At 42.3% G+C, this 12235-nt stretch carries 13 protein-coding genes; all 13 read left to right on the forward strand.

Annotated features, from left to right (window positions below; genetic code table 11):
• Positions 1-3 precede the first annotated feature (3 nt).
• The 13 genes from cysI (at position 4) to JV16_RS01820 (ending at position 12098) form a co-directional block, all read left to right on the forward strand.
• Positions 4-1725 (forward strand): assimilatory sulfite reductase (NADPH) hemoprotein subunit, encoded by a 1722-nt coding sequence (gene cysI / locus JV16_RS01760; protein WP_042533961.1) that lies wholly within the window; start codon positions 4-6, stop codon positions 1723-1725.
• Between the two features lie 110 nt (positions 1726-1835).
• Positions 1836-2153 carry a YbjQ family protein gene (locus tag JV16_RS01765; RefSeq protein WP_042533963.1) on the forward strand — a complete coding sequence of 106 codons (318 nt, stop codon included), beginning with the start codon at positions 1836-1838 and terminating at the stop codon, positions 2151-2153.
• Positions 2154-2455: 302 nt separating this feature from the next.
• Positions 2456-2734 carry an autorepressor SdpR family transcription factor gene (locus tag JV16_RS01770; protein ID WP_003397448.1) on the forward strand — a complete coding sequence of 93 codons (279 nt, stop codon included), beginning with the start codon at positions 2456-2458 and terminating at the stop codon, positions 2732-2734.
• Entirely contained in the window at positions 2731-3357 is a 627-nt protein-coding gene (locus JV16_RS01775; RefSeq protein ID WP_042533965.1) for an SdpI family protein, read from the forward strand. Before JV16_RS01770 ends, JV16_RS01775 begins: the two co-directional genes overlap by 4 nt.
• The gene (locus JV16_RS01780; protein ID WP_042533968.1) at positions 3354-4121 is read left to right on the forward strand and encodes a YhfC family intramembrane metalloprotease; all 768 of its coding nucleotides are present in this window, start codon (positions 3354-3356) and stop codon (positions 4119-4121) included. Before JV16_RS01775 ends, JV16_RS01780 begins: the two co-directional genes overlap by 4 nt.
• A 183-nt stretch (positions 4122-4304) precedes the next feature.
• On the forward strand, positions 4305-4868 hold the full coding sequence (locus JV16_RS01785) for a Uma2 family endonuclease (RefSeq protein WP_021094826.1): 564 nt from the start codon (positions 4305-4307) through the stop codon (positions 4866-4868).
• Positions 4869-4948: 80 nt separating this feature from the next.
• Entirely contained in the window at positions 4949-5677 is a 729-nt protein-coding gene (locus JV16_RS01790) for an SIS domain-containing protein (protein ID WP_021094827.1), read from the forward strand.
• A gap of 72 nt (positions 5678-5749) precedes the next feature.
• The gene (gene nagA, locus JV16_RS01795; RefSeq protein ID WP_042533970.1) at positions 5750-6928 is read left to right on the forward strand and encodes an N-acetylglucosamine-6-phosphate deacetylase; all 1179 of its coding nucleotides are present in this window, start codon (positions 5750-5752) and stop codon (positions 6926-6928) included.
• Complete coding sequence (gene nagB, locus JV16_RS01800) at positions 6919-7674, forward strand: glucosamine-6-phosphate deaminase (RefSeq protein WP_019417210.1); 756 nt, start codon at positions 6919-6921, stop codon at positions 7672-7674. Before nagA ends, nagB begins: the two co-directional genes overlap by 10 nt.
• Positions 7671-8393, forward strand: coding sequence for a GntR family transcriptional regulator (locus tag JV16_RS01805; RefSeq protein ID WP_019417211.1), 723 nt, complete (start codon positions 7671-7673; stop codon positions 8391-8393). Before nagB ends, JV16_RS01805 begins: the two co-directional genes overlap by 4 nt.
• Positions 8394-8448: 55 nt before the next feature.
• A complete protein-coding gene (nagE, locus tag JV16_RS01810) occupies positions 8449-9813 on the forward strand; it encodes an N-acetylglucosamine-specific PTS transporter subunit IIBC (protein WP_021094831.1) in 1365 nt (454 codons plus the stop codon).
• Between the two features lie 68 nt (positions 9814-9881).
• Positions 9882-10799: an aldo/keto reductase gene (locus tag JV16_RS01815; protein ID WP_035063185.1), complete on the forward strand. Its 918-nt coding sequence runs from the start codon at positions 9882-9884 to the stop codon at positions 10797-10799.
• A 180-nt stretch (positions 10800-10979) separates the two neighbouring features.
• Complete coding sequence (locus JV16_RS01820; protein ID WP_042534039.1) at positions 10980-12098, forward strand: RNA-guided endonuclease InsQ/TnpB family protein; 1119 nt, start codon at positions 10980-10982, stop codon at positions 12096-12098.
• Positions 12099-12235: the final 137 nt, after the last annotated feature.

The following is a 12235-nucleotide window of genomic DNA, read 5'->3' on the forward strand; positions in this document are numbered from 1 at the left end:
GGGATGATTGTGGAAAAGTTTGTATTAACACCGCCAGATGGACCACCAAGCGATGTTGAACGCATTAAACGAGAAAGCAACTATTTGCGCGGCACGTTGAAAGAAACGATGGAAGATCGCATCACTGCCGGCATTCCAGAAGATGATAACCGATTGATGAAATTTCATGGCAGCTATTTGCAAGATGATCGCGACTTGCGAGCCGAGCGACAAAAACAAAAATTAGAGCCAGCGTATCAATTTATGATTCGCGTTCGTACCCCAGGTGGCGTAGCAACACCAGAGCAGTGGCTGGCGATGGACGAATTGGCGAGGACGTATGCGAACGGGACGTTGAAACTTACGACACGACAAGCGTTTCAGTTTCACGGCGTATTGAAATGGAACATGAAAAAAACGCTCCAAGCCATTAACGAGGCACTGCTTACGACGTTAGCGGCATGCGGTGACGTCAACCGAAACGTCATGTGCAATCCGAATCCTTACCAATCGGAAGTGCATGCAGAAGTGTATGAATGGGCGAAAAAATTAAGCGATTATTTATTGCCACAAACAAGGGCGTATTACGAAATTTGGTTAGATGAAGAAAAAGTCGCTGGAACACCAGAAGTAGAACAGGAACCGATTTATGGGCCGCTTTACTTGCCACGAAAATTTAAAATTGGTATCGCTGTTCCACCGTCAAACGATGTCGATGTATTTTCGCAAGACCTTGGATTTATTGCGATTGTTGAACATGGAAAGCTTACGGGATTTAATGTAGCGATCGGTGGCGGCATGGGAATGACGCACGGCGATCGCACGACATATCCGCAGCTCGCAAAAGTGATCGGTTTTTGTAAACCAGAACAAGTGATTGATGTGGCAGAAAAAATCGTTACCATTCAGCGTGATTACGGCAATCGCTCGGTACGGAAACACGCCCGCTTTAAATATACAATTGATCGGCTTGGTTTGGATGCAGTAAAAACAGAACTAGAACGTCGGCTTGGATGGAATTTAGAAGAAGCGCGCCCTTACTATTTCGAGCATAATGGCGACCGCTACGGTTGGGTTGAAGGTGTGAACGGAACGTGGCATTTTACGTTATTTGTCGAGGGCGGACGGGTGAAAGATACCGATGATTATCCACTTATGACAGGCTTGCGAGAAATTGCAAAAGTGCATACGGGCGATTTCCGTCTCACCGCTAACCAAAACTTAGTCATCGCCAATGTGCCAAGTGAGAAAAAAGAAGAAATTGATACGCTTATTAAGCAATACAAATTAACAGATGGGAAACATTATAGTGCCCTTCGCCGCAATTCGTTAGCCTGTGTGGCTTTGCCAACGTGCGGATTAGCGATGGCAGAAGCGGAGAGATATTTGCCGACACTCATTGATAAAATTGAAGAAATTGTCGAGGAAAACGGGCTTCGTGACGAGGAAATAACGATTCGCATGACCGGCTGTCCGAACGGATGTGCTCGTCATGTGCTTGGAGAAATTGCATTTATCGGTAAATCCGTCGGCAAATATAATATGTATCTCGGGGCTGCATTTGATGGCAGCCGTCTCGGTAAATTGTATCGGGAAAATATCGGAGAAAAAGAAATTTTATCTGAACTTCGTACGCTCCTTTCTCGGTATGCGAAAGAACGACTTCGTGGCGAACGTTTTGGTGACTTCGTTATTCGTGCGGGCGTTGTGAAAGAGACGACAGATGGAATGAACTTTCATGACTAAACAAATCGGCTTCCTGTTTGGGAGCCGATTTGTTTGTAAAAAAGGATGATTTGAAACGATAGAGAATATAATAAAGGGGCAAATTTTATTTATAGAAAGGAGTCATTTACATGATCGTCACAACAACAAACAGCGTCGAAGGAAAACAAATTGAACAATATCTCGGGTTAGTGTCTGGTGAAGTTATTTTAGGGGCGAATGTCGTTCGTGATTTTTTAGCGAGCATTACCGATATTATCGGTGGCCGAAGTGGAACATACGAAAGCAAGTTAGCTGAAGGTCGAGACATGGCTGTAGAAGAAATGGTGAAAAAAGCACGCAATATGGGGGCAAACGCAGTAATTGGCGTCGATCTCGATTTTGAAACGTTGCGCGATGGAATGATGATGTGCATCGCGACAGGTACAGCAGTGAAGTTGAAGGAATAGGGAATATGAGAAGAAGCTGAATCGGCTTCTTCTTTTTGCTTTACACGAAAGATATTCAAACTTTTGCCGAAAAAACCGACATGTAATGTTCAACGATGATGAATAAAGGGATGTAACACATTTTTACAATAGAGGTTGTGATTCATGTAATAGAACAGAAGGGGGAATCAAGGTTTCTTTTGTTTTATTGACTTACGTATAAAAATGGGATATGATGTAATTAGAAATTTATCTAAATGTCTATTTTTTTGATTAATATTTAGAAATTTGTCTAAATATCTAAAAGAAAGCGGGTGAAAAAGATGTCGTTTAACGAGGCATTTAAAGCGATTGCTGATCCAAACCGCCGAAAAATTCTTTCTTTGTTAAAAAAAGGAGATTTAACAGCGGGGGAAATTGCTGAACATTTTGATATGCAAAAGCCGAGTGTGTCTCATCATTTAAAAATATTAAAACAAGCCGATTTAGTGGAAGATCGGCGCGTTGGACAACATATTTATTACTCATTAAACACAACGGTGTTCCAAGATTTAATGAGCTGGTTTTATGACATATTACAAAAAGAAGGTGACGAATCATGAAAAAGCACTTATTTATTATCATTCTCATTGCAAGTAGCTATGTATTGAGTTTATTAGCCATCCCTTTTTTGCCGGATGAAGTGGCGATTCATTGGAATGTGGCTGGGGAAGCTGACGGCTTTACGAGCAAATGGTGGGGCGCATTACTTTTTCCGATCTTTTTAACAGGAATTGTCTCCCTTATTCTTTTCTTGCCGAAGGTGGATCCACGCAAAGAAAACTACGAGAAATTTGAAAAAGTATATCGCATTTTTTTACATGTATTTGTTTTATTTTTATTTAGCATACATGTGGTGACGCTTGCGTATAATATCGGAATTCCTGTGCAAGTCGATGTCGTTGTGCCGATTGGAGTTGGAGTGTTGTTCATTGCCCTTGGAAATTATATGCCGAAAATTAAACCGAATTATTTTTTCGGTATTCGTACCCCTTGGACGCTAGAAAATGAAGAAGTTTGGCAAAAAACGCATCGTGTCGGAGGAAAAGTGTTTGTTATGATGGGTGTATTCATTATGCTTACGGTATTTGCAACAAGTGTATGGCGCTTTATTTTTCTGATGATCATTGTATTTGGTGGCACGATGTATTTGTTTATCCAGTCGTATTTATTTTCGCGTAAATGAAAGGAGAGATCGATTTGGTTGGGATGTTTGTTCAATTGTTTCTTTCTTTGATTGTTCCTTTCGCACTTATCATATATGGGCGAAAAAAAGGATGGCTCTCATGGAAAGCGTTCGGTGTTGGCTTGCTTGTTTTTGTTTTATTTTCACAAGTGTTAGAGAAAGTTATGCATATGCTTGTAATAGATCCGAGTGGCACATCGTTAAAAGGAATAAGTAGCGTTTGGGCGTTTGTCGCTTACGGCGCTTTAGCAGCTGGAGTGTTTGAAGAGATAGGAAGATATGTCGGGTTTCGTTTCATGTTAAAAAACAATCGGGCATACGGGGATGGATTATCATTCGGTTTAGGACATGGAGGAATGGAAGCTGTGCTTATTGGTGCTTTTAGCGCCGTGAATATGATGGTCATTTCTCATCTCGTGCAAACAGGTCAGTTTGAGCAAATTGCTTCCTCTCTCCCTGCTACACAAGTGGAGATGCTCAAAACCATGTTAAATCAGCCTGATTGGATGTATGTATTAGGTGGTATCGAGCGAACATTTGCGATAGCGATCCATGTTGCGCTTTCTCTTCTTGTTTTATATGGGGTTCGGAAAGGACAATTTCGTTACGTGGTGTATGCCATTTTGATTCATGCGTTAATTGATGTGGTCCCTGCGCTATATCAAGTGAAAGTCATTTCAAATGTTTGGATTGTAGAAACGATTCTTGCTTTCATTGCAATCGCTTCGCTCGTCTTCATTCGACGTATAGCAGAAAAGTTTTAAAAAACATATTGCATCGAAACGCGTTTCATACCTTATGCTCGTGTCAAAGGCATGAGGGAGGGAGAAACGATGGGAATCTTTTTTATTTTCATGTTGTGCGCTGTTGAGTTAATCGGGGCGCAGTTCGCCATAGAAGCAGCTTCAAAACGAAAGTATAATAGAGAGTAAAGAAGGGGTGATGTCGTGAGAGTTGTTAACCAACGTTGGATGTCATTAGAGGAGTATGATGAATTAAGAGAAACAACGGATAAGCCATTGGAATATATGAATGGGGTTGTATGTATGGTTCCTTCACCGTCTACAAAGCATCAGCGAATATCTGGACGCATGTATGTTGAACTTTTTCACTTTTTTGAGAAAACGGATTGTGAAGTGTTCCATGCCCCTTTTGATGTGGAGTTATATAGCAATGAGATTGATGAAAAATATATCGTCGTTCCTGATTTATGCGTCATTTGTGACAAAGAAGGGTTACAGGATCAAAAATACGTTGGTGTACCTACGTGGATTATAGAAATTTTAAGCCCATCGAACCAAGCGCATGATTTAGTTTTTAAATTGAACATTTATATGCGCTATCAAGTAAAAGAATATTGGATTGTCAATCCGATGCTAAATAGCATACAAGTGTATGCGCTGAACGAACGGAAGCAATACGACCAGGTGGAAGTGATTAAGGAAAAGGGAAGTGTACGTTCATCTATTTTTCCAGCGTTTTCGCTTGATGTAGCAAAGATTTTTAGTTAATTGAAACATACAAGGGCTTTGTCGAAAAGCCCTTGTATGTTTGATTTCTCTATTTAGAATAAAAGTGAGGGAAAATAGCTGTGTTTTTTGAATATTTTGGGCACATTCATCGGTTGCTTACTATAGTAGAACAAAAAGAAAAAGAAAAGGTTTTACTCGCAGCGGAAAAAGTTGCGGAATGTATGCGACAAAACGGACTCGTCCATATTTTCGGCTGTGGGCATTCCCATCTACTAGCGGAGGAAGTTTTTTATCGTGCCGGTGGGCTTGTGCCCGTGAAACCGATACTGATAGAACCGTTAATGCTTCATGAAGGGGCGATCCGATCCTCGCAATTAGAAAAGAAAGAGGGATACGTGCAAATGTTTTTAGCAAAAGAAACGTTTGCGCCAAACGATGTTGCTTTTGTTGTTTCCACTTCAGGATGCAATCCAGTGCCAATTGATGTTGCGCTATGGGCGAAAGAGAAAGGGGCTTACGTGATTGGCGTAACGTCATTGGCATATTCGCAGTCTCTTCCAGCGCTACACTCAAGCGGAAAGCGGCTAGCGGAATGTGTTGATCTTGTGATTGATAACCATTCGGTAGAAGGGGATGCGATTTTAACTCACCCCGCGATTCCTGTTTCGTTTGCCCCGACGTCCACGGTTATTGGTGCAGCTATTTTACACACTATTTTCGCAGAAGCAACGATCCGATTGGCTGAGGAAGGAGTTACCCCGCCTATTTTTCTTAGCAACCATCTCCCTGGTGGAAAAGAGCATAACGAAAAATGGATTCGACAATATCGGGACCGAATTTCATTTTAAAAATAAAATAAGTGGTATAGACAACTAGATAATATAATATTAATATATATAAAGAGAAGGATGGTGTAAAAGGTGAACCGATTTCTTTTAAAAAATGCAGCCGTTTATGCAGAAGAAGGATGGATAGAAAATGGGTGCGTATTGGTAGAAGAGGAGAAAATTGCTTATGTTGGTTCAAATACATTTTTTCCAGATGTGCCAACGATCGAATTGGCTCCTCGCGACTCCCTTGTTCCAGGGTTCATTGATCTTCATATTCACGGTGCTTTCGGTGCGGATGTGATGGATGCATCGATGGAGGCACTGCAAACGATTGTCTCCCGTTTGCCGGAGGAAGGGACGACTAGTTTTCTAGCAACAACGATGACGGCGCCCGCCGAACAGATTGAACAAGCAGTAGAAAACGTTGCACGTTACATGCGATATAACGTTCCCGGTCAGTCGGAAGTGCTAGGCATTCATTTAGAAGGACCGTTCCTTTCGCCTAAACGGGCAGGAGCGCAGCATCCGCGCGATATTATCGAACCAAACGTTGCGTTGTTTCAGCATTGGCAACAAAAAGCAAACGGAAACATTCGGCTCGTTACGCTTGCACCAGAAGAGAACAATGGCATAGCGCTTGTTTCGTATTTAAAAGAAAACGGTGTTATTGCATCCATTGGCCATTCTGATGCGGGGTATGAACAAGTAAAAAAAGCAATTCAGGCAGGGGTCACGCATGTCACACACTTGTTTAATGGCATGAGCGGTATTCATCATCGAACACCAGGGGTTGCTTTAGCTGCACTTATGCATGAGGAAGTAATGTGCGAGTTAATTGCGGATGGGATTCATGTTGCACCAGAAATGGTTTGGTTTGCTTATAAGAACAAAGGAAAAGAAGGATTGGTCATCATTACTGATTCAATGCGAGCGAAATGCCTTGGAGAAGGAGAGTATGAACTAGGAGGACAACGGGTCGTTGTTCGTAACGGAAAAGCAATGTTAGTAGACGGAACGTTAGCAGGGAGCGTGCTGACGTTGAAACAAGCGGTGCAAAATGTGATCGCATTTGCAAAGTGTTCGCTCGAAGATGCCATTCATATGGCGAGTTGGAACCCAGCAAAACAACTCGGTGTACTTGATCGCAAAGGGAGCATTCGTACAGGAAAAGATGCCGATCTTGTTGTACTAAACGAAACCTATGAGGTTGTCATGACATTTTGCCGTGGAAAATTGGCATATGACAGGAGGGGAAATAGATGCGAGTGATACAAGTGAACGATTATGCCGAAATGAGCCAAAAGGCGGCGGAGATGATTAGCGAACAAGTCAGAAAAAAGCCCGATTCTGTACTAGGATTGGCAACAGGAGAAACGATGCTTGGAACGTATGCTGCGCTTGTAAATGAGCATCAACAACACAACACGTCTTATCGAGATGTTCGGACGTTTAATTTAGACGAATATATTGGATTAGACGCTACTCATCCAAATAGTTATCGCTATTATATGAATGAGAGACTGTTTCGTTTTCTCGATATCCCTTTAGCACAAACCTATATTCCGAATGGATGTGCTCCCCTTCTAGAAGAGGAATGCGCCCGCTACGAGCGATTGATTGAGCAATGTGGAGGAATTGATCTGCAGCTGTTAGGAATCGGACAAAATGGGCACATCGGGTTTAACGAACCAAACACGTCTTTTGCTTCCACGACACATGTTGTTCAACTTTCAGAGTCGACAAGAAAAGCAAACGCCCGTTTTTTTCCTTCTGCAGATGCAGTACCAACGCATGCGATTACAATGGGAATTGCGACGATTATGAAAAGCAAGCAAATCATTTTATTAGTGTCAGGAAAAAGAAAAGCATGGGCGGTTTCTCACCTTCTTGAAGGGGAAGTCACGCCAGCTGTTCCTGCTTCTATTTTAAAAGCGCATCCAAACGTCATTGTGATTGCCGATACGGAAGCATTGTCGCATGTAAGCCAAGAGAAAAGAAAGGTGCATCGTCCATGATTAATAAACATTCACCGCTACCAATTTACTATCAACTGGAACAAGGAATTAAAGAAATGATTGAGAAAGGACAGCTTCAACCTGGGGAAATGATTCCGTCGGAAAGGGAATGGGCGGAAATGTATGAAATTAGCCGGATGACCGTTCGCCAAGCGATTAACAACTTAGTCAATGACGGCTATTTAGTAAGAAAACGAGGAAAAGGAACGTTTGTCGCAACGAAAAAAATTGAACAACCGTTAAAAGGGCTAACAAGTTTTTCAGAAGATATGCGAGCGCGAGGAATGGTACCGGGAACAACCCTATTAGCTTTTCACACCATTCCTGCCTCTCCATCTTTCGCTAGCCAACTTGGAATTGGTGAAGGAGAGGACGTTTATGAAATCCGCCGTATCCGCCTCGCTGACGGATTGCCGATGGCGCTTGAAACAGCGTATGTCCCTTGTTCGCTTGTTCCTGGGCTCACGGAGCAAAATGTAAGCGGTTCTATTTATGAATTTATTGAAAATAAACTAGGATTAACCATTCGCTCCGCAACACAAGTACTAGAAGCATCCGTCGCACGGAAGCTGGAGGCAGAGTTGCTGCAAATTAAAGAAGGAGCCCCAGTGCTGCTTATTCAACGCAACAGCTATTTACAAACTGGCCAGCCGCTTGAAATCGTTAAATCCGTGTATCGCGCGGATCGCTACAAATTTATGATTGAAATGGAACGTTAATGCGGGAGAAAGGCAACTCATTTGCTTTTCTATACATGAAAAAGGGGGAATTTGTATGTTAGGATTTTTACAACGAATTGGGAAAGCGCTCATGCTTCCGATTGCTGTATTGCCAGCAGCGGCGCTATTGCTCCGGTTAGGCCAACCAGATTTACTGAACATCCCGTTTATCGCTGCTGCAGGAGATGCTGTTTTCTCTAACTTAGCACTTTTATTTGCTATTGGTGTAGCGGTAGGATTAGCGAAAGACGGCAACGGTGCAGCAGCATTAGCAGGGGCAGTTGGGTATTTCGTGTTGACGAAAGGAACTGCTGCAATCAATGAAGAAGTGAATATGGCTGTATTAGGTGGAATTATTTCTGGTGCCGTCGCAGGGGTGCTGTATAATCGCTATCACGATAAAAAGCTCCCAGATTGGCTCGGATTTTTTGGCGGCAAGCGGTTTGTACCGATTGTTACGTCGTTTGCAATGCTTGTGCTCGCGCTAATATTTGGGTATATATGGCCACCAATTCAGCACGGTATTAATGCAGTAGGGGAGTGGATTGTTGGAGCAGGGGCGATTGGAGTCGGCATCTTTGGTTTCTTGAATCGCTTGTTAATTCCTGCTGGTCTGCATCATGTTCTTAATAGTTTAGTTTGGTTTGTCTTTGGTGAGTTCCATGGAAAAACAGGTGATTTAAACCGTTTCTTCGCAGGAGATCCTGATGCAGGGATTTTTATGGCGGGCTTTTTCCCAGTGATGATGTTTGGTCTTCCAGCCGCTGCGTTTGCGATGATTGCCGCAGCGAAAAAAGAACGGCGAAAAGCAGTAGCTGGCGCACTTCTCGGGGTTGCTTTTACATCGTTTTTAACAGGGATTACAGAACCGATTGAGTTTTTATTTATGTTTTTATCACCATTACTTTATTTCGTTCACGCTGCACTAACGGGGCTATCGCTATCAATTGCTACGCTATTAGGCATTCATCACGGGTTTGGGTTTTCCGCTGGTGCAATCGATTATTTCTTAAACTACGGAATCGCTCAAAAACCGCTACTATTATTTGTGCAAGGGATTGTTTATGGCGCCATTTATTTTGTCGTATTTTATTTCCTAATCAAAAAGCTAGATTTAAAGACACCGGGCCGAGAAGACGAAGTGGAGGGAGAATTTGCGGAAAGTGGGATTCCGTCGGGTACGAAGTACGAAGAATTGGCGCAACAATATATGAAGGCGTTAGGCGGAAAAGAGAACATTGCCCATCTTGATAATTGCGTCACACGTTTGCGGTTAAAAATAAATGATATGTCAAAAGTAAACGAGGCAGAGTTAAAGCGTTTAGGGGCAAAAGGCGTCGTTCGTCTCAACCAGTCAGATTTGCAAGTAGTCGTTGGAACAGACGTTGAATTTTTAGCAAATGAAATGCGAAAAATATGATTCTTATATTTTAAGGATATAGGAAACAGTTTATGATACCTTGGCATTTTAATATGGAGGATGGACAAATGAAACGAATAAACATTGGTAACTCTGGCCTAATCGCCTCAGAAATTGTGTTAGGATGCATGCGAATTTCGGAAATGTCTGTTTCCGAGCTATCAAGGTATATAGACGAAGCGCTTGGAGCAGGAATTACGATGTTTGACCATGCAGATATTTATGGGAAAGGGCGTTGTGAAGAGCTGTTTGGAGAAGTGCTTGCTTCTCGTCCGCATTTGCGCGAACGCATTCACATTCAAAGCAAATGTTCGATTCGTGATGGCTATTATGACTTATCAAAAGAGCATATTTTAACATCCGTCGACGGCATATTGAAGCGACTTCAAACTGATTATTTAGATATGTTGCTTTTACACCGACCGGATACGCTTATGGAACTAGAAGAAGTAGCAGAGGCGTTTGATTGTCTACATGCAAGCGGAAAAGTCCGTCATTTCGGGGTGAGCAACTTCAATAGTATGCAAATCGAGCTATTGCAAGCATACGTTAAACAGCCGATCATCGCGAATCAAATGCAGTTCAGTATTATGCATGCGAATTTAGTGACGAGCGGCATTCAAGCGAATACGCTATTTGACGGGGCGCCGAATCGCGACGGACATATTTTAGAATATTGCCGTCTTAAACATATTACGATACAGGCGTGGTCTCCGTTCCAATACGGCTTTTTTGAAGGAGTGTTCATTGACAACGAGCAATTTCCGGAAGTTAATGAAGTACTCGGACGGCTAGCGGAGGAAAAAGGAGTAAGCAAGTCAGCGATTGCTGTCGCTTGGATTTTGCGTCATCCAGCGAACATGCAAGTGATTGTTGGCACAACAAACTCTGCTCGTTTAAAAGACATTTGCCAAGCAAGCCATGTGCAACTCTCCCGGCAAGAATGGTACGAAATCTACCGTGCGGCAGGTCATCGGTTGCCGTAATTGACGAAAACACTTTTTTGGCGATTGCTGAAAAAGTGTTTTTTCATTGCTCAAGCTCTGTCGTATTTTCATGATTAATCACGCAGGAAACCCCTGCTTTCAAGCATGGGAGGAATGCGTTTTTTTGTTTACTTTTCACTAAAAAAATATAAAATAAAATTAGTGAAAGGTGGTGAGAACATGAAATTGACTTTAACAGCAAAAATTAAAATTTTACCGACATCTGAACAAGAACAACTTCTTCAAAAAACGATGCAAGCATATCGTGATGCGTGCAATGCGGTGTCGGAAGTGATATACAAAGAAAACACCCTTGTGCAAGCCAAACTTCACAAGATGACGTACCGCAAACTTCGCTCTACATTTGGCTTAAAATCTCAAATGGCACAGTCTGTGTTAAAAACGGTGATTGCAAAATATAAAACGAACCAAACCAATGGACACAAGTGGTGTCAGATTGCGTTTAAAAAACCGCAAATAGACCTCGTTTTTAATCGAGATTACAGCCTAACCAAAGGGTTGTTTTCCATCAACACATTAGAAGGTCGAATCAAAGTTCCTTTTCAAACGAAAGGACTTGAAACGTATTTCGACGGAACATGGACGTTTGGAACAGCCAAGTTAGTGAACAAACATCAAAAGTGGTTTCTCCATATTCCTGTATCCAAAGAAATGGAAGAAGCAAACCTTCATCATATTCGCCAAGTGGTTGGCGTAGATATGGGCGTAAATTTTCTTGCGACTGTTTATGATTCAAACGGACAGACGCTATTTTTCAAAGGTAGACACATCAAACACAAACGAGCAAAGTATAAACAACTCCGCAGACAACTACAAAAAAAGCAAACTCCGTCTGCTCGCAGAAGATTAAAGAAAATCGGTCAACGAGAAAACCGTTGGATGCAAGATGTCAACCATTGCATCAGTAAGGCACTCGTTGAGCGTTATGGCAAGAACACGCTGTTTGTGTTAGAGGATTTAACAGGCGTTCGCCAAAGAGCAGAAAAAGTATCCGTCAACCATCGGTATGAACTTGTGTCTTGGGCGTTTTGTGATTTAAGACAAAAAATCGAGTACAAAGCACGCAAACACCAAGCCAAAGTGATTGCGGTAGACCCAACATACACATCCCAAACATGTCCAAAATGCGGACATACAGCAAAGGCGAATCGAAATAAGAAAACGCACACGTTCTGTTGCCAAACATGCCAATATACATCAAACGACGACCGAGTTGGTGCGATGAATCTTCAACGAAAAGGAATCGAGTACATCGTTGAAGAAACAACAAAAGCATGACTTTTGTTGTTGGGTAGTTGTCAACCTGCCCTGATGCAACCCCAAGTGAAGGAAGGAGGATAACATCCGCTTGCACTTCTGGGGAGTTGCAAGCCCACGACTTTAGTCGTTGGGTAGTTGACGTCATCGTGCTAAAA

Source organism: Anoxybacillus ayderensis, assembly GCF_000833605.1.
Lineage (GTDB): Bacteria > Bacillota > Bacilli > Bacillales > Anoxybacillaceae > Anoxybacillus > Anoxybacillus ayderensis.

What these genes read in the sequence shown, in the direction of transcription:
- cysI (WP_042533961.1), top strand. Translation starts at nt 4, where the DNA reads ATGATTGTGGAAAAGTTTGTATTAACACCGCCAGATGGACCACCAAGC.
- JV16_RS01765 (WP_042533963.1), top strand. Translation starts at nt 1,836, where the DNA reads ATGATCGTCACAACAACAAACAGCGTCGAAGGAAAACAAATTGAACAA.
- JV16_RS01770 (WP_003397448.1), top strand. Translation starts at nt 2,456, where the DNA reads ATGTCGTTTAACGAGGCATTTAAAGCGATTGCTGATCCAAACCGCCGA.
- JV16_RS01775 (WP_042533965.1), top strand. Translation starts at nt 2,731, where the DNA reads ATGAAAAAGCACTTATTTATTATCATTCTCATTGCAAGTAGCTATGTA.
- JV16_RS01780 (WP_042533968.1), top strand. Translation starts at nt 3,354, where the DNA reads ATGAAAGGAGAGATCGATTTGGTTGGGATGTTTGTTCAATTGTTTCTT.
- nagB (WP_019417210.1), top strand. Translation starts at nt 6,919, where the DNA reads ATGCGAGTGATACAAGTGAACGATTATGCCGAAATGAGCCAAAAGGCG.
- JV16_RS01805 (WP_019417211.1), top strand. Translation starts at nt 7,671, where the DNA reads ATGATTAATAAACATTCACCGCTACCAATTTACTATCAACTGGAACAA.
- nagE (WP_021094831.1), top strand. Translation starts at nt 8,449, where the DNA reads ATGTTAGGATTTTTACAACGAATTGGGAAAGCGCTCATGCTTCCGATT.
- JV16_RS01815 (WP_035063185.1), top strand. Translation starts at nt 9,882, where the DNA reads ATGAAACGAATAAACATTGGTAACTCTGGCCTAATCGCCTCAGAAATT.
- JV16_RS01820 (WP_042534039.1), top strand. Translation starts at nt 10,980, where the DNA reads ATGAAATTGACTTTAACAGCAAAAATTAAAATTTTACCGACATCTGAA.